Source organism: Methylobacter sp., assembly GCF_036845245.1.
In the GTDB taxonomy this organism is placed as follows: Bacteria; Pseudomonadota; Gammaproteobacteria; order Methylococcales; family Methylomonadaceae; genus Methylobacter_A.
The window spans coordinates 13,581-30,390 of record NZ_DAIUEH010000003.1 but is presented as its reverse complement, the minus strand read 5'-3'; the positions used below and the strand labels follow the sequence as shown (position 1 = coordinate 30,390).

Annotated in this window: 17 protein-coding genes; 12 read left to right on the top strand and 5 right to left on the bottom strand. The window is 43.5% G+C overall.

Going from position 1 to position 16,810, the window contains the following annotated elements; all coding sequences use genetic code 11:
• Positions 1-142: 142 nt before the first annotated feature.
• The 6 genes from V7051_RS02045 (at position 143) to V7051_RS02020 (ending at position 7,189) form a co-directional block, all read left to right on the top strand.
• Positions 143-1,984, top strand: coding sequence for a hypothetical protein (locus V7051_RS02045; protein WP_333873346.1), 1,842 nt, complete (start codon positions 143-145; stop codon positions 1,982-1,984).
• A gap of 165 nt (positions 1,985-2,149) precedes the next feature.
• Positions 2,150-2,548 (top strand): bacteriohemerythrin, encoded by a 399-nt coding sequence (locus V7051_RS02040; protein WP_333873347.1) that lies wholly within the window; start codon positions 2,150-2,152, stop codon positions 2,546-2,548.
• Positions 2,549-2,789: 241 nt separating this feature from the next.
• Positions 2,790-3,944, top strand: coding sequence for a cytochrome c oxidase subunit II (coxB, locus tag V7051_RS02035; protein ID WP_333873348.1), 1,155 nt, complete (start codon positions 2,790-2,792; stop codon positions 3,942-3,944).
• A 54-nt stretch (positions 3,945-3,998) separates the two neighbouring features.
• Positions 3,999-5,615, top strand: a complete 1,617-nt coding sequence (ctaD, locus tag V7051_RS02030; RefSeq protein ID WP_333873349.1) for a cytochrome c oxidase subunit I — start codon at positions 3,999-4,001, stop codon at positions 5,613-5,615.
• 155 nt (positions 5,616-5,770) lie between these two features.
• The gene (locus V7051_RS02025) at positions 5,771-6,313 is read left to right on the top strand and encodes a cytochrome c oxidase assembly protein (RefSeq protein ID WP_333873350.1); all 543 of its coding nucleotides are present in this window, start codon (positions 5,771-5,773) and stop codon (positions 6,311-6,313) included.
• A gap of 12 nt (positions 6,314-6,325) precedes the next feature.
• A complete protein-coding gene (locus tag V7051_RS02020) occupies positions 6,326-7,189 on the top strand; it encodes a cytochrome c oxidase subunit 3 (RefSeq protein ID WP_333873351.1) in 864 nt (287 codons plus the stop codon).
• Between the two features lie 71 nt (positions 7,190-7,260).
• Here V7051_RS02020 and V7051_RS02015 read toward each other — a convergent pair whose 3' ends face one another.
• Complete coding sequence (locus V7051_RS02015) at positions 7,261-7,509, bottom strand: twin transmembrane helix small protein (RefSeq protein ID WP_333873352.1); 249 nt, start codon at positions 7,507-7,509, stop codon at positions 7,261-7,263.
• 104 nt (positions 7,510-7,613) lie between these two features.
• On the opposite strand from V7051_RS02015, the gene V7051_RS02010 reads away from it, so the two are divergent.
• The 6 genes from V7051_RS02010 (at position 7,614) to rpoH (ending at position 13,512) form a co-directional block, all read left to right on the top strand.
• Positions 7,614-8,336: an SURF1 family protein gene (locus V7051_RS02010; protein WP_333873353.1), complete on the top strand. Its 723-nt coding sequence runs from the start codon at positions 7,614-7,616 to the stop codon at positions 8,334-8,336.
• Complete coding sequence (locus tag V7051_RS02005; protein WP_333873380.1) at positions 8,317-8,913, top strand: hypothetical protein; 597 nt, start codon at positions 8,317-8,319, stop codon at positions 8,911-8,913. Before V7051_RS02010 ends, V7051_RS02005 begins: the two co-directional genes overlap by 20 nt.
• 12 nt (positions 8,914-8,925) lie before the next feature.
• Positions 8,926-10,923, top strand: a complete 1,998-nt coding sequence (ftsY, locus tag V7051_RS02000) for a signal recognition particle-docking protein FtsY (RefSeq protein ID WP_333873354.1) — start codon at positions 8,926-8,928, stop codon at positions 10,921-10,923.
• A gap of 8 nt (positions 10,924-10,931) precedes the next feature.
• On the top strand, positions 10,932-11,588 hold the full coding sequence (ftsE, locus tag V7051_RS01995; RefSeq protein ID WP_333873355.1) for a cell division ATP-binding protein FtsE: 657 nt from the start codon (positions 10,932-10,934) through the stop codon (positions 11,586-11,588).
• Positions 11,589-12,587: a permease-like cell division protein FtsX gene (gene ftsX / locus V7051_RS01990; protein ID WP_333873356.1), complete on the top strand. Its 999-nt coding sequence runs from the start codon at positions 11,589-11,591 to the stop codon at positions 12,585-12,587.
• Between the two features lie 67 nt (positions 12,588-12,654).
• Entirely contained in the window at positions 12,655-13,512 is an 858-nt protein-coding gene (rpoH, locus tag V7051_RS01985; protein ID WP_333873357.1) for an RNA polymerase sigma factor RpoH, read from the top strand.
• 118 nt (positions 13,513-13,630) lie between these two features.
• On the opposite strand, the gene V7051_RS01980 is transcribed toward rpoH, so the two are convergent.
• The 4 genes from V7051_RS01980 to V7051_RS01965 all read right to left on the bottom strand — a co-directional run bounded on the left by V7051_RS01980 (position 13,631) and on the right by V7051_RS01965 (position 16,802).
• A complete protein-coding gene (locus tag V7051_RS01980) occupies positions 13,631-13,867 on the bottom strand; it encodes a TIGR02647 family protein (protein ID WP_333873358.1) in 237 nt (78 codons plus the stop codon).
• Positions 13,868-13,939: 72 nt separating this feature from the next.
• A complete protein-coding gene (locus tag V7051_RS01975; RefSeq protein ID WP_333873359.1) occupies positions 13,940-14,629 on the bottom strand; it encodes an O-methyltransferase in 690 nt (229 codons plus the stop codon).
• A 116-nt stretch (positions 14,630-14,745) separates the two neighbouring features.
• A complete protein-coding gene (locus tag V7051_RS01970; protein ID WP_333873360.1) occupies positions 14,746-15,756 on the bottom strand; it encodes a GGDEF domain-containing protein in 1,011 nt (336 codons plus the stop codon).
• A gap of 167 nt (positions 15,757-15,923) precedes the next feature.
• Positions 15,924-16,802, bottom strand: a complete 879-nt coding sequence (locus tag V7051_RS01965) for a fructosamine kinase family protein (RefSeq protein ID WP_333873361.1) — start codon at positions 16,800-16,802, stop codon at positions 15,924-15,926.
• Positions 16,803-16,810: the final 8 nt, after the last annotated feature.

Genomic DNA, 16,810 nt, shown 5'->3' with positions numbered 1-16,810 from the left:
GAATGGCGTATGGAGCAGTTGCCGAATGCCTTTTAAGGATAGCTTGGTAAAATAAAATATGACAAAGTCTCCGAGAAAGCCCTATTATTTTCATTTTCATCCAGTTAGATTCGCCGTTTAACTTACGGCACAAGGTTAATGCATGTCGATTCGAACTATCTCATCAGTAAAATTAATTTTAATAGCCGGTACGTTATTATCCGGATGTACAACGACCCGGCAAATTGTAGTTGATCACCCATCAACGCAGGCGAACCAGTTTCAACCTTTACAAGGTTTTCAATCCATTGATGGCGATGATTATTATGTGCGGTTGATTTCGGAGTTTGATTTTAAAGGGGACAATGTCTTAAAAAGCGGCTGTACAAATATGGCGCCGTCTTATGAAAAAGGCGATTTATCGGCAGCTCTTATTTACAGTGTGCGTAACGAGGCGCTTAAATTCAGCCGTGAAGCCACTGGTTTTTTATATCAGGCGACGACAGGCAAGTGCAATTTTACTTTCGATGCTAAAAAACTCTATCTGACGCCGTGGATAAGGCTGGATTCAGGTAAGGAAACCATGGTCGATTATAATTTTTACACTAACGCGAATAGCGATGTGGACGTATCAAGTTTGGTCGGTGATGTGAATACGGCCGGCAATTTGCTGTCGTTAACAGGTGTCGGTATGGGGGTTGCCATCATAGGGCAGGTTGCAGGCCAATGGGTAAAGGGTAATCAGCAAGCGGTTGTAACAACTCCTGCTGCTCATCAATCAGCCAAGCATAGTTCGGAGTCGCATTCATTACCAGCGGTCACGACTTTTTCCGGTAAGACAGGAACGCTTAATCAGACGACGTTTAAGGTTTATGATGTGGCGGAAGGTGGATTTAATCTGTTTAGTTCGGACACTAATCAGTTAGGTGAGCTAAAGATTTTTCCGGAAATTCTACCTTCATTATTATTAAAAACGACGGTTGACGGTATTCCCGATGCGCGCGATTTGTCGTTCGAAGAAATAGGCTATTCACCAATAAAGTCAGCGACTGGGGAAATCAATCTTCAGCAATTGATTGAGCAATCGAAGCATCCGGCAAAACCGAATTTAAAGCCTGACTGGAATAATTACCAGGAAGTGGAGAGTAATTGTCGGAAATTGAAGTTGGTGATGAAGGATTTGGGTTTCAATAAGTTTGACCGCAATGCAGTCATCTACTATTTCCTGGCTAAAAATGGAGATTGGAATAACTACAATATCACTCGGCAAAGAACTCTGAGTGAAGAAATGCGGCCTAAAGTACTGGAAAATTACCGTAGCAAAGATTTTGCTAATTGTTTGGCATCTGATGATTATACGGTTATGAAATCGATGGGTTTGTCTGTTAATACGCAGTCAGACTGGGATCAGATGGGCGAGGCGAGCCACAAAAAAGAGCAATTTTTTACGCCGCTGAAGTCGATTGAGAGGCAGTTAGTTGCAGTGCTGAAAAACCCAAACAAGGTGGAGATGGAGCGACAGCTGTTTCCTTTGCTAAATACGTCAAAAAATGGCGACGGCAGCGTATTACTGCAAAATCATTTAGGCGACTTTGGATTGGAATCATTGCTGAATCCTCCCGTAGTGCTGGCTCCTGCGGATGCTTCAGCTGCCCAGATTGCTCCTCCTGCATTGGTGTCCATTCCCGGCGAGGGAGTTATTGTTAGTGCGCGTCAATTGGCACAAGTTTTTTCAGGGCTGTCGATAAATGAGTTGAGTTGTGCGCGCCCGGTTCCTGACGGATTGGGAAAATCGGTGGGCAATGCAGGGCTTTTATTGTTCTCCACTAAAGAGGGTGGTCCTCGTGTTAAAGGCGGCGCGATGGAGTTTGAATTTTCCGGCGGCAAGATTACACGCATTGCTTTTCAGTTATCCACCTATCGGGATTTTGAGCAGGATCTGTTGGATCGCCCCGAAATTGGAGGGTGCCGAATTGACCCTTCTTTTCTGGCAAAAATACACTAATTTGAATATTGTTCTGATATAGCTCTCGCGTCCTGGAAACTAACAAAACAGAGCGGGAATAAGTTGATTTATACCATAAATTAAATATGGATTTATAGGTAGATATAATCCATAATATTTATGCGGTAAATAATCAATAATATAAAAAATATCAGGAGAGACGTTATGGCTTTAATTACTTGGACAGCTGGTCAATACGGCACAAATGTTGGCTTTGCAGACGAAGAGCATCAAATCTTGTTTGGTAAATTGAATAAGCTGTATGACTTGGCAACAGGTGGAGCGGAGCGCTCTGCAATAGGTGCGCAATTGGATGACTTGATTTCATATGTCGTTGACCATTTTGCTCATGAAGAAAGAGAAATGCAGGCAAAAGGTTATGCCGGCTACGATCGTCATAAGGAAGAGCATGATGCTTTGGTAGGTATTTGTGGCGGGCTGCAAGCAAAATTTCATGCAGGTGAGGCGGAAGTTGACGAAGGTGTCGGTCAACTGGTTAAGGGCTGGCTAGATAGCCATATACCTAACTTTGATATGGCTTATGCGGATGCATTAAATAGCTAATCCTGTTTCAGATTTAAAAACAAGGCTTGTGAGTTGCATTGATTCACAAGCCTTTTTATTGCGTCAAATAACATCAAGGAAAGGACAGCTGGTGTAGATTGCCTTCATAGGTTAAAATCAAAAGATAATATTTGTGATAATTCTTTCGTAAAGGGGAGAAGAGATAGCGTTGCTATGTCTGAAATTACGAAACGATATAACGCATACAAGAGTTTATAACTACTAACGAGGAGGCTGCTCCGTGAAGAAAACAAAGCAACTGTTCGCAGGTCTGATCTTAATGGCTTTTGGCCTAGGGACAGCGCAGGCGGAATATACGCTCAATTTAATGAAAGGGGTTACAAAGGTCAGTAATGACATTTATGACCTGCACATGCTGATTCTATGGATTTGTGTATTCATAGGTATCGGTGTGTTCGGAACTATGTTCTATTCGATTTACCATCATCGTAAATCAAGAGGACATAAAGCGGAGCAGTTTCATGAAAATACGACGGTTGAAGTTATTTGGACTATTATCCCGACCTTGATTTTGATCGGCATGGCTATTCCAGCCACGAAAGCCATGATAGAGCTGGATGATGTGCAAGAATCCGAAATGTCTATTAAGGTAACCGGGCATCAATGGAAGTGGGAATATGAATATCTTGATAATGGGATTCACTTTTTCAGCAGCCTGGATGAAGCCAGTAATAAAGTACGTCAGGTAGGTTCGGGGCTAGATCCTCGGTCGGTTCCTAATTATTTGTTGAATGTCGATAAACCCTTAGTGATTCCAACTAAGAAAAAAATTCGTTTTGTGTTTACCTCGGCAGATGTAATCCATTCATGGTGGGTGCCGGACCTGGGGTGGAAAAAAGATACGAATCCTGGTTTTATCAACGAATCATGGACTTCTGTAGACGAGCCGGGTACTTATCGTGGTCAATGTACCGAGCTTTGCGGTAAGGATCATGGGTTTATGCCGATTGTTGTAATCGCGATGAACGAACCTGACTACAATGCCTGGGTAGAGCAGCAAAAAGTGGCGATAGCCGCTGAAGCCGGATCGGCAAGCAAGCAGTGGACTAATGAAGAATTGATCGCTAAAGGTAAATCCGTTTACGACACGAACTGTTCATCCTGTCATATGGCCGATGGCGCAGGTTTACCAGGCACTTTTCCCGCTATAACGGCAAGTAAAGTGGTAACCGGCGATATTAATGCTCAAGTTAAGCTGATGTTGGATGGAAAAGGCATGATGCCTGCCTTCGGAAAAATATTAAGCCCAGTTGATTTCGCGGCAGTCGTAACATATACCCGTAATGGTTTGGGTAACTCAGTGGGTGATTCTATTCAGCCCTCTGCTATCCAGACTCTGCAATCGGCTACACCGGCAGCAGGTAAAAATGAATAAGTCATTGCGTTCTTATCGATCTAATCTTTTTTATATATTCAAGAGGTATGAAATATGTCTGCTGTAGTCGCTGAACATGATGATCATCACGAGCATCACGAGCATGGTCCTGCCAAGGGGCTATTAAGATGGGTTATTACCACCAATCATAAAGATATCGGTACATTATATTTGTTGTTTGCGCTGGCGATGTTTTTTGTCGGCGGCACAATGGCAATGATTATTCGCGCCGAATTATTTGAACCGGGTATGCAGTTTGTCAATCCCCAGTTCTTTAATTCGATGACCACTATGCACGCCTTGGTCATGGTATTCGGTGCAGTTATGCCTGCATTCGTGGGTTTGGCCAACTGGATGATTCCAATGATGATTGGCGCTCCGGATATGGCATTGCCGCGTATGAATAACATGAGCTTCTGGTTGTTGGTTGCCGGTGTTTTACTGCTGGCAAGCACCTTGTTTATGGAAGGCGGCGCGCCTGCCAGCGGTTGGACTTTGTATCCACCGTTAGTATTGCAAACCGGTAAGGCATTGCCTTTCGCGATTTTCTCGGTGCATTTGCTGGGTATCTCGTCAATCATGGGGGCAATTAACATCATTGCAACTATTTTCAATATGCGTGCCCCCGGCATGACATTGATGAAAATGCCGATGTTTGTTTGGACTTGGTTGATTACTGCTTTCCTGTTAATCGCTATCATGCCGGTTTTTGCGGGCGCGGTGACCATGCTGTTAACAGACAAATTCTTTAATACCAGTTTTTTTGACGCTGCTGGTGGTGGTGACCCGGTTCTTTATCAACACATTTTCTGGTTCTTTGGGCATCCTGAAGTATATGTAATGATTCTGCCTACTTTCGGTGTGGCTTCTACGATCATACCGGTATTTGCTCGCAAGCCTTTGTTTGGCTATAGCTCAATGGTTTATGCGACCGCTTCCATTGCATTTTTGTCATTTATCGTCTGGGCTCACCATATGTTTACGGTCGGTATGCCAATAGCAGGCGAGTTGTATTTCATGTATGCAACGATGTTAATTGCAATTCCTACCGGAGTTAAAGTTTTTAACTGGACTGCGACCATGTGGAAAGGTTCGATGACTTTTGAAACACCTATGTTGTTTTCGATTGCTTTCGTCGTTTTGTTTACGATGGGTGGATTCACCGGCTTGATGATGTCTATTGCGCCCTCCGATTTTCAATACCATGACACTTATTTTATTGTCGCGCATTTCCATTACACACTGGTTCCTGCTTCCGTCTTCATATTGATGGCTGCCGGCTATTTTTGGTTGCCTAAATGGACCGGCCATATGTATGACGAAAGAATTGGCCGGTTACACTTTTGGTTGTCCGTAGTATCAGTAAATATCCTGTTTTTCCCTCAGCATTTCTTGGGGCTTGCCGGGATGCCGCGGAGAATTCCTGATTATGCCGTGCAATTTGCGGATTGGAATATGATTTCCAGTATTGGCGGTTTTATATTCGGTGCCAGCCAACTGCTGTTCCTGTACATTGTTATCGATACAATCAAAGGCGGAACCGGCGAAAAAGTAACGGATGAAGTGTGGGAAGACGCTGCCAAGCATAGCTTGGAGTGGACCTTGCCGTCACCGCCGCCGTATCATTCATTTACTACGCCACCTACAGTTATACCGACTGAGCATATCTAGGGCATTGCATTCAGGTTGCTTTTAAAAGCAACCTGCTTAGATAACGTATCAGGTGAAATAATGAATACCAAACAAAAAAATATTTTGACAGCAGTGGTTTTGGTCACAGTTGCAGTCATTATTTATGTTTTTGCAGTGATAAGAGCAGTTTCTCAATGAAGGAAAGCGTTTCTCAAAAAAATATCAAGTTGGTTCGGACATTGGTGTTTGTTGTATTGGGAATGTTTGGTTTTGGTTATGCTCTGGTTCCGCTTTATGATGTTTTGTGTGAAGTAACAGGACTCAATGGAAAAGTTGAATCGTCTGCTATCAAGGAAGTTAGCTACGAAGTTGATAAAAACAGAGAGATCACCGTAGAATTTATGACTGCGCTGAATGAGGCAACACCGATGTTGTTTCGTTCAGAGACGAAAAAATTAAAAGTTCATCCCGGAGAATATTATACGGTGAACTTTTATGCGGAAAATAAGACCGATAAGGTAATGATTGCTCGGGCGATTCCAAGTATTTCACCCGGAGCGGTTGCTGAATTTTTTAAAAAAACAGAGTGTTTTTGTTTTTCAGAACAGACATTCAAAGCGCGAGAAGGCAGGACTATGCCGGTGCGTTTTGTTGTTAACCCTGAATTACCCGAGAAATATAAAACGATTACACTTGCATATACATTTTTTGATAATACTGAAACATCAGTGAAATGAGAGAGGAAGGTCATGTCTACAAGTAACGAGTATTACATTCCGCATAAAGCTACCTGGCCGGTCATTGGAACTGCCGGTTTGGTAATGATGCTGGCTGGATTTGCAAATTATTTAAATGGTTCGGCAGCCGGTTCGACCTGGATGTTGTTGGGGCTAACAGTATTTATTGTTATGCTTGCCGGGTGGTTTACATTGCAGTCGGGAGAAAGTGAATCAGGCATGTATAGTACGCAGGTAGGCATTTCCTATCGTATGGGCATGATGTGGTTTATCTTTTCGGAAATCATGTTTTTTGCCGTTTTCTTCGGTACACTTTGGTATACGCGTAATTTATCGGTGCCATGGCTGGGCGGTGAAGGCGCTAGGGCTGCAACCAAAGAGCTATTGTGGCCTTCTTTTGAAGCAGTTTGGCCCACCAATGGACCCGGTAAAGTCGGCGGCGAATTTGAGCCAATGGGAGCATGGGGTTTACCTTTTTTGAATACCTTGATGCTGTTGACGAGCGGTGTGACCTGCACATGGGCACATCACGGTTTGTTGGCAAAAAACCGCGATCAGCTAATTAAAGGGTTGGCGGCTACTGTAGGTTTAGGGCTATTGTTCGTGTCATTCCAAGCGTTCGAATATCACGAAGCGTATACAGAAATGGGCTTAACGTTGGGTTCGGGTATTTATGGGTCTACCTTTTTCATGCTGACCGGTTTTCACGGTTTTCATGTTTGCATAGGGGCTATTATTCTGAGCGTTGTCTTGTTCCGTAGCTGGAAAGGTCACTTCAAACCGGAAAATCATTTCGCTTTTGAGGCCGCAGCTTGGTACTGGCATTTTGTTGACGTGGTATGGTTAGGATTGTTTATATTCGTTTATGTAATTTAGTTTAAACAGCCCTACCAAAAAAGCGCTGTCGTTAGGCAGCGCTTTTTTTTTGTCGGAATGGTTGAGTCGCTTTATTTAACAGGAGCGACGGGCGCTTGGTGCATCCGGGCACCCAGACCGTGAGGTGTGAACATACCTGTTGCAAAAGCTATGAAAATGAAAATAAATAATACAATTGAAAGTGTAATGCGAAAAGTCAGTGCTTTGACTGTTTTCTCGGATTGTTCCTGAGTCTTGTGTTTAACCAGATGGAATAGTGCTGAACCCAAGCTGATAATTATCAGGATAAAGGCGATAATAACGATGCTTTTTATAATCATGAGTCTAGTTATGTTCGTTAATGAATAAGGTTTTTGTATTCTCGGTTATTTAGCGACCTGTGCCAATAGGATAAAGAAAAAAGCATGATTTCAAGGATATATCAATGAAGTTTAAACTCATTCCAACATTAGTTTATTTGTGCTTGTTACCGGTCTTGATTGGGCTGGGAATGTGGCAATTAGACCGCTCAGAACAGAAACGGGTATTTCTTAAAGAGCAAGAACAAGCAGCCTCATCTGAAACGCTGCATTTGTCGATGGCTATTGAAAATAATACAGAAACACTGAGATATAGAAATGTCGAGGTTACAGGTCGTTACGACGTAAAGCATCAGTTTTTAATAGATAATCAAATCAGTGAGGGGAAGGTAGGTTACTTTGTTTTGACACCCTTTATATTGGCCGGAGAAGCGAAGGCTGTTTTGGTAAACAGAGGCTGGATTCCTTCAAATCGGGATCGATCGCTTCTTCCTGATTTACAGATTAAACGGCCGGAAGCAATGATTGTCGGGCGGATTAATAATTTTCCAAGCGTTGGTATAAAATTAGCCGGAGCGGAAATTCCAACAGAGGGTTGGCCATCGGTAGTACAGGTGGTTGACAGTGATGTTTTAGCCAAAAAGTTAGGCTATTCATTATTTCAATTCCAGATTGAGCTGGCAAAAGATTTACCTGATGGCTATAAGCGGGAATGGCACGCATCAACGATCATGCAGCCCGAACAACATACAGCCTATGCAGTTCAGTGGTTTGCATTGGCATTGACACTAACGATACTATTTATTTGGTACAGCTTTAAAAAGAATGATGCAAAATCAAAAGAATAAAAATCATATATTAATTCTGGTTATCTTTGGGATGTCGGTTATTCCTTTTTTAATCGCTTGGGGTTTAAAAGAGCATCCGCAGCTATTAAATGGGCAAACCAATCATGGACAGCTGATAGCGCCGCCACTGACAACCGAACGCACCGACCTGAGTGGCTTCGACCGGTTTTCAGCGGACAATATGTCTGAGCTTTCCGGGCATTGGCTGTTGGTAAATATTATTCCAAATGGCGATTGTAATGAGTCATGTATTGAAGCCATTCATAAAACCAAGCAGTTGCGGTTAATGTTGAATAAAGAACTGACCCGTACACGCCGAATCGTTATGGTCTTAAAAGATGTTGCTCCGGAAACCGCGAGTAAATGGTGGCAAGATGACGGGACTTTATTAAGAGTTAAGCTCAATGATGCGCTTGCTAAGAAAATTTCTACGCTAAGGCGAGATAATATACCTGATGGAATGCTTTTGTTAATGGATCCGTTGGGTAATTTAATGATGCAGTACGAGCCGGGCTTCGATCCTTACAATGTAAAAAGCGATCTTATGCACCTTTTGCGAATCTCACAAATCGGATAGTGGAAAAATAAAATGTTTAGAAAAATAACTCTCTTTAGCGTTGTTTTAGCTTTAATAGTTATCGTAGTAGGTTCATACGTTCGATTATCTGGGGCAGGGTTGGGCTGTCCTGATTGGCCCGGATGCTATGGGCAAGCCATTGTTAGCGACCAAGCCGATTTTAAAGCGCATGCGGCGGAAGTATTTCCAGGCCAGACGCCTGATATTGCAAAAGCTTTGAAGGAAATGAGTCACCGTTATCTGGCGGCAATCTTAGGCGTGTCAGTCTTGTTGTTGGCATTGCTTTCGTGGTGCCAAAAACAGAACCGTCTGGCGATCATTACGGCTGCATTAGTTCTGGTGGCACTGGTAGGCTTGCAAGCATTTTTAGGCATGTGGGCCGTAAAATTTCATGTTATGCCAATTGTTGTAGCAGGGCATTTGTTGCTGGGAATGATGACTTTTTGGCTGCTGTACTGGCTGTATCTACGGATTGATCCAAAAGTGTCGGCATTAGCTGTGCGCAGCAATGGTTTAGTCGTGTTTGCCTGCCTTGCAATGCTGGTCTTATTTTTAGAGATAGTTTTAGGCGGCTGGGTTAGTGCTAACTATGCCGCCTTAGCCTGTTCTGGCTTTCCTCAGTGCAATGGTTCATGGTGGCCCAAAGCCGATTATCAAACGGCACTGGATTTATTTAGCGGGTTAAACTCAGGCTACACCGGTGTCATCGCATTCGATGCGCAGGTTGCCGCAAACTGGCTGCACAGGATTGGAGCTCTGATTTGCTTTGTCGTGCTCACGCTGTTAATGCTGAGTGCAACATCGGCGCATCATTCAAAGCCGGTGAAAAGAGCGGGTTTATGGCTGAGTGTGTTGCTGTTGATACAAATCGGTTCGGGTATTATTGGCGTCAAACTTGGGGAACCTCTATGGACTGTAGTCGTTCATAATGCTTTTGCCGCATTGTTAATGTTGCCGTTGATTGCTATCAGTTTTTATAGCCGACATGCTTATGTTGAAGAGCTAAAGCCTGCGGTAGAAATTGAGCCGGGACGGGAAGCCATAGTTGTTCCTTCAGTGGAGGAAGCCTATCCGGTAGCAGCAGAGCCAGAGTCGTTATATTTACGCCTTAAAATACAATTAAAGCGAACCCGTTCCGGGCTTAGCGGAGTTTTGGCGCATATTCCTCTCGGTCGGCAAGAAATTGATGAAGATTTACTGGAAGAAATTGAAGCCAGCTTGTTAATGGCTGATATAGGCGTTGATGCGACAACGGAAATAATCAAGCGTTTGACTGAAAGTGTTGAACGCCATCAGCTTAATGATGGTGAAGCATTATCAGCCGCATTAAAGCAGGAGCTGCTGAGCATGCTCCTGCCTTGCAGCAAAAAATTACATATTCCAAAACAGGATAAACCTTTTGTTATTCTGGTTGTCGGCGTTAATGGCGCGGGTAAAACCACAACCATCGGCAAACTGGCGAAACGCTTGCAGACACAAGGCCATAGCGTGATGTTAGCGGCCGGGGATACATTTAGAGCCGCAGCTGTTGAGCAATTACAAACCTGGGGTGAGCGTAATAATATCCATGTGGTCGCCCAGCATACCGGCGCTGATTCCGCATCCGTCATTTATGATGGCGTACAATCTGCGCAAGCCAAAGGCATAGATGTTCTGATAGCCGATACGGCCGGGCGTTTGCATACAAAATCCAACCTGATGGACGAATTGAAAAAAGTAAAACGAATTATCAGTAAACTGGATGATACAGCACCTCATGAAGTGTTACTGGTATTGGATGCCGGCACAGGGCAAAATGCTTTGTCGCAAGCAAGACTGTTTAATGAAACGGTTGCATTGACAGGCTTGGCTCTAACCAAACTCGATGGTACGGCAAAAGGCGGTATTATTTTTGCGCTGGCCAAACAGTTTGGCATTCCGATTCGTTTTATAGGAATTGGCGAAGGTATTGATGATCTGCAGGATTTTGATGCAGATGCTTTTGTAAATGCGTTGTTTGTTAAAGACTAAAGAGGCCTATGTTAAAGTTTGATAATGTCAGCATGAGATACCCTGAAGCGGGCGATGTGTTGCGTAATGTCAGTTTTCATCTGCAACGTGGTGAAATGGCTTTTCTGACAGGGCATTCAGGGGCAGGAAAAAGCACATTATTGAAATTGATTGCGGTTATTGAACGTTGCAGTCGTGGCCGGGTTTTATTGGATGGTCAAGACCTTAATCAGGCTAAGGATAGGCAAGTTCCTTTCATACGCAGGAAAGTAGGGTTGATCTTTCAGGATTACAAGCTATTACAGGATAGAACGGTTTTCGATAATGTGGCCTTGCCGTTAGTGATAGCGGGTTACGGACACCATGAAGTTTCCCGGAGGGTGAGGGCATCTTTGGATAAAGTCGGCTTATTAGGCAAAGAAAAAAAATACCCGGTAGTCTTATCCGGCGGTGAGCAGCAACGAGTTGGGATTGCCCGTGCAGTGGTTAATAAACCGCCGTTGATTGTGGCTGATGAGCCAACCGGAAATCTCGATCCTGATCTATCCGCCGAAATAATGCATTTGTTTGAGCAGTTTCAACAGGTTGGCGTCACCATATTGATTGCCTCGCATGATATTTCACTGATTGCTCAAATGAACCATCGGATCTTAAAGTTGGATCACGGTCAGCTGGTTGCAAGTTAAATGATGAAACACGTTAATAAAAAGCCGCTTAAACAGGAGCCGCGTTGGCAAACCAAAATTTCCGGCGGTAATTTTGTCGATAAATGTCATGCTTATCGGAATCTTCATGCGCATGCGTTATTTTCAAGTCTTGGTCGATTAGTCGCGTCACGATTCTCTTCTGCAATGACGATCATTGTTTTGGCGATTGCCATTTCGCTAGCCAGTGGATTTTATATTCTGGTAGCGAACCTTCAACAGTTGGCAGGCAATTTGGAAGCCAGCAACCAAATCTCTTTATTTCTTAAAGATGAAATTTCAGAGGCAAGAGCCAACAAATTTGCCAGTAGCATCAGGCAAAATCCCGACATTCAGGAAGTTAAATTAATAACCAAGGAGAAGGCGCTGGAAGAGTTTCAGTCATACAGCGGATTCGGTGAAGCAGTAAAAGCTTTGGAAAGAAACCCGCTGCCGATTGTTATTCAGGTGTTGCCTAAAAATTCATTGGAAAACGAGCAGGCGCTTGAGGTTTTACTTGATGGTTTTAAGCGCTCGGCGGAAGTTGATTTTGCCCAGATAGATATGCAATGGGTTAAACGCCTGCAATCTATTATGGAAGTGGCACGGCGTGGCGTTATCTTATTGAGTTTGTTGCTGGGGGCCGGCGTACTGTTTATTACTGCAAATACCATACGCTTGGAATTGCATACCCGTCGTGATGAAGTCGTTATCGCCAAACTGGTTGGTGCGACCAACGGCTTTATACATAGACCATTTTTATACAGTGGTTTTTGGATTGGCTTTTTTTCCGGCGTAACAGCATGGTTTATTGTCACCATAATCATGCTGATTTTAAAACACCCCGTCGAAAATCTTTCCATGCTTTATGATGACGGTTTCCATGTACTGTTCTTTGGTTTCACTGAAACCTTGGCGCTGTTGTTCATCTCATCTGTGCTGGGTGTAGTCGGATCATGGATAGTACTTCATTTCCAACTGCGGCAATTAAAACCTGAGTAGAAAATTATTAGCACTCTTTCTTTGAGAGTGCTAGAATTCAGAAAAAGTTTTTTACATGGGAGTCCAAATGAGTAACGCATTAGCTTTACCTATTAATTTATCGGTCGGAACATTTGATGCTTATCTAAATGTTGTTAGGCAAATGCCTAAATTGACAGTAGAACAGGAACGTGAATTAGCTATAAAGTTCCGAGACAATGGCGACTTGGAAGCCGCACGAGAATTGGTTATGACCAATTTGCGCTTTGTGGTCCATGTTGCCAGAGGCTACAGTGGATATGGATTGTCTATGCCGGATATCATTCAGGAAGGAAATATCGGTTTGATGAAAGCCGTTAAACGTTTTGATCCTGACATAGGCGTACGTTTGGTTTCTTTCGCCGTGCACTGGATTAAAGCCGAAATTCACGAGTATGTGATTAAGAACTGGGGCATTGTAAAAATTGCCACAACCAAAGCGCAACGCAAACTTTTTTTCAATTTGCGTAAATCCAAACAGGATTTAGGCTGGTTGTCCAATGACGAAGCGGTGGCGATTGCCAATGATCTGGACGTTGATGTGAAGGCCGTTTACGAAATGGAAAAACGTTTGGGCAGCAGGGACATGTCGTTTGATATGCCGGTCGATGAATCAGCTGAAGAAAGCTATGTTGCTCCGGCCAGCTATCTTCATCAGCATGGCACTGACCCTGCGGTACTGCTTGAGAATTCAGATTGGGAAGGCCATGAGCAGGATTTATTGGCGGATGCGATGGCGGAATTGGACGAACGCAGTCAAGATATTCTCTCAAGCCGTTGGTTGGTGGACAAAAAAGCCACATTACATGAGCTTGCCGAACGTTACAATGTGTCTGCTGAAAGGATTAGGCAATTAGAACAAAACGCAATGAAAAAGCTGAAAGCAGCCGTTGAACTTGCCGCTTGATTAAAGACTGCTCGTTCTGAGCGTATTGAAGAACCAAAAAAGGCTTAGCGATTACATCGCTAAGCCTTTTTTATTGCTTACGGTTTTGAGATAACCGTAACAGGTTTGCAAAACGATTTTAAGCCGGCGTGAGTATATCCAGAACCATTTGAGCTTGTTTTGCAGTTTCAAGACCGAGATTGGTCAAGTAGCCTCCGTCGTCTTGCGATACCAGACCTTTTTGGAATAGCCGGTGAGTGGCGGCAATAGTTTCCGGTGAAGCAGTTTTGTGTACCTTGATCCCTTCTTGAGTGGTCGACAGGTTGTAGCGAACAAGAACGTTCAGTTCTTCTACAATATCTTTAGTGTAGGGCATTAGTAGATCCTCATGACTAATTGATTTAAAACATCTAGCATAATGCTATTTATAAAGAAGAAGTATCTTTTTTTACGCTGTCTTTTTTCTAGCGACAATCACGCCGTCACGGGTAGGGTTGATGAAAGTGTCAAATTCAGGATCATTAAAAATAAGTTGATTATGTTCAATAATCGCTTCAGTCCAGCCGGGGAAAATATCGGTAGGATTTTCCACAGCCACCCTGCCGCGCCAAAGCACATTATCGGCAATATAAAGCCCGCCGGGGCGAATCCTGTCTTTAGCCATCAGCCAAATGGCAGGATAATCGCCTTTATCGACATCGTTATAGCAGATGTCGAACAGTCCTTCCGTCTGGGCAAAAACATCTTGAGCCATGCCTGAGCGAAAGTCGATCCGATCCCATAAGCCTGCGGCATTGAGATATTGCTCGGCTTTTTCCTGATTGAGAAAGTCGGCATCAGTGCAAATTACTTGGCCTTTCGGGCTTACCGCTCTGGCAAACCAATAGGCAGAATAACCATAGCCGCTGCCGAACTCAAACACCCGCTCGGCATTGATCATTTTGGCCTGCGCTTCAATAAATGCTCCCACCAAACGCCCAATGATAGGAAAGTTATTTTTCTGCGCGAGCACTTCCATTTCTGTCAGCACCGGATGATCAGTATTATGCAGCAGACCATGCATGTAATTTTCAATAGCCGGGTTGACAGGAATCAACACGCCTGGATTTGCAACGGTTGGGGATTTTATATCAGCCATTAGCTTTTCCTCATGAATGATGGTGATGTGTGTAGTTGACCGTCGTTACGCTGGTATTAGATGATGAAATATTGCGGGAGATTTTAACTTGATAATGGCTGAATAGGGTAACCGGTTTAAAATAACTCAATTTCACTTGGATCATTATCTTGATCAAGAACAGAGATGTCTTCATATAAAACTACCCTGTTTCTACCGTTGTCTTTGGCATAATAAAGTGCTTTATCGGCATGATCCAATTGTGTGGTTGGCATGGACACACCGTCAACATGCGTTAAGCCAATACTGACAGTGACTCGACCAACTGTAGGAAAATTATAATTGGCAACCTCTTCCCGAAAACGGTTAAAGACGGCTATAGCCGCTTCTTGATTGACCAAATTAAGAATGACAACAAATTCTTCGCCGCCAAAGCGAAATAGAAAATCATTATAACGAAAGCATTTTTCCATTAGTTGACTAAAAATCAGCAACACTTCATCCCCATATAAATGGCCGAAATTATCATTAACGCGTTTGAAATGGTCAATATCCAGTATTGCAATCCATGAGCTTTTCTCCTCTGTAACATCAATAACTTGGTAATCGTTGTAATACTCACAAACTTGCAATAAACGAATATCCAAAGACTGCCGGTTTGGCAATTTGGTTAATACGTCCCGTTCTTTGGCATCGTGCAATATTACCAAGTTTCGATAAATCCCTCGCAGATTGCCTAGTAAATCCAGCATCTCCCAGTCAAATGCGCCTTCCAAATGGATGGCGCGCTCAGGGCCGCCGCTTCCCTTTACCGAATAAACCGCCCACGCATATAGATCGGATTCATCTTTAGCACTTAGATTCAAGTCAGTCGTATGATCAAGTTTAGCAAGTAGGGGGGTATGGTTTTCTTCATCATTTCTGGTGAAATCCAAAGGAAACCGTCTGATTAATAATTCACGACTAGTACCTGACTCTCCCGATATTTTTCTTTCGTGATTATAGATTTCATAAGCCGCTGCATTATCAATCCACGGAATTCCTGCAAGAATATTTAAAAACTCATGTGTTAATGCTTGATAGTCCGGCTGTGCAGATAACTGTAGAGTCCAGGAAAGAATTTGCTGTACTGTTAGATTGGGGCTCATCGATATTTAGGCGCAATATAAAATTTAATTATGAGACTTTTATATGACAAACAAGATATCCTGCTCGATAAATTATGACGGTTTCTTTAAAAAAAGATAGAACATTTAAAGAGTTAGGCTAGTTTTCAGGGTAAGTTGTTTTTATTGTGCTATTGAATGAATTGATTTTATCGATCAGCAAGCAATTGATTAATCATATTTTCTGCCTGATGCAGATAGCTTCGTCCGAACAAGTTCAAGTGATTGAGTATATGGTATAAGTTATACAGCGTTTTCCTGCGTGCATAACCCGGATCTAACGGGTAAGTAGCTTGATAAGCCTGATAAAATACTGAACCGAAACCGCCGAACAATTCGGTCATTGCTATATCCGTTTCCCGGTCGCCAAAGTAGCAGGCCGGATCATAAATAACCGGATTGCCTTGTTCATCCGCCGCGACATTGCCACCCCATAAATCGCCATGAAGCAAAGCCGGTTGCGGCCGGTAGCCGGAAAAAAACGACTCTAAATTGTTACAGAGTTTTTCACCCAGCATTTGTAAGTTGCCGCGATAGCCTTTGTCGGCAGCCAAAGTCAGTTGGCAGCCTAAACGCTGCTCTTGCCAGAATGTAATCCAGTCGTCATAGCGGCCGTTGACTTGTATCGTGCTGCCGATGGTGTTGTCGCAGTGCCAACCGAAATAGGCCTGTTTTTGCAGATGCAGCTTAGCAAGCTGTTGTCCCAGCAACTGCTCGGAATGGCGATTCAGGTTATGTAAACCGATATATTCAAGCACTAAAAAGGCATGGTCGGTTGTTTGGCCGCAAGCAATCCATTTTGGCACCCGGATAGCCTGGGTTTGCGCCAAAGCTTGCAAGCCTAATGATTCCGCCTCGAACATAGCAATCCGTTCAGGCGTGTTCAGCTTGACGAAAAAGCTGATATTTTCACCCTGTAACCGATAGGCCATATTAATATCGCCGCCTACCAGCGGCTGGGCTTTAAGCAACTTGAAAGGCTGCCCGGTTGCCGACTCAATATGTTCAATAATGGCTTGCCAATTCATCTGCATGT

Excerpts from the sequence above, each read along its gene's own strand:
- ftsY (WP_333873354.1), top strand. The coding sequence starts at position 8,926 with ATGTTTAGAAAAATAACTCTCTTTAGCGTTGTTTTAGCTTTAATAGTT.
- rpoH (WP_333873357.1), top strand. The coding sequence starts at position 12,655 with ATGAGTAACGCATTAGCTTTACCTATTAATTTATCGGTCGGAACATTT.
- V7051_RS02005 (WP_333873380.1), top strand. The coding sequence starts at position 8,317 with ATGCAAAATCAAAAGAATAAAAATCATATATTAATTCTGGTTATCTTT.
- V7051_RS02040 (WP_333873347.1), top strand. The coding sequence starts at position 2,150 with ATGGCTTTAATTACTTGGACAGCTGGTCAATACGGCACAAATGTTGGC.
- ctaD (WP_333873349.1), top strand. The coding sequence starts at position 3,999 with ATGTCTGCTGTAGTCGCTGAACATGATGATCATCACGAGCATCACGAG.
- V7051_RS02025 (WP_333873350.1), top strand. The coding sequence starts at position 5,771 with ATGAAGGAAAGCGTTTCTCAAAAAAATATCAAGTTGGTTCGGACATTG.
- V7051_RS01970 (WP_333873360.1), bottom strand. The coding sequence starts at position 15,756 with ATGAGCCCCAATCTAACAGTACAGCAAATTCTTTCCTGGACTCTACAG.
- ftsE (WP_333873355.1), top strand. The coding sequence starts at position 10,932 with ATGTTAAAGTTTGATAATGTCAGCATGAGATACCCTGAAGCGGGCGAT.
- V7051_RS02045 (WP_333873346.1), top strand. The coding sequence starts at position 143 with ATGTCGATTCGAACTATCTCATCAGTAAAATTAATTTTAATAGCCGGT.
- V7051_RS02015 (WP_333873352.1), bottom strand. The coding sequence starts at position 7,509 with ATGATTATAAAAAGCATCGTTATTATCGCCTTTATCCTGATAATTATC.
- V7051_RS02010 (WP_333873353.1), top strand. The coding sequence starts at position 7,614 with ATGAAGTTTAAACTCATTCCAACATTAGTTTATTTGTGCTTGTTACCG.
- V7051_RS01975 (WP_333873359.1), bottom strand. The coding sequence starts at position 14,629 with ATGGCTGATATAAAATCCCCAACCGTTGCAAATCCAGGCGTGTTGATT.
- V7051_RS01980 (WP_333873358.1), bottom strand. The coding sequence starts at position 13,867 with ATGCCCTACACTAAAGATATTGTAGAAGAACTGAACGTTCTTGTTCGC.
- ftsX (WP_333873356.1), top strand. The coding sequence starts at position 11,589 with ATGATGAAACACGTTAATAAAAAGCCGCTTAAACAGGAGCCGCGTTGG.
- V7051_RS02020 (WP_333873351.1), top strand. The coding sequence starts at position 6,326 with ATGTCTACAAGTAACGAGTATTACATTCCGCATAAAGCTACCTGGCCG.
- V7051_RS01965 (WP_333873361.1), bottom strand. The coding sequence starts at position 16,802 with ATGAATTGGCAAGCCATTATTGAACATATTGAGTCGGCAACCGGGCAG.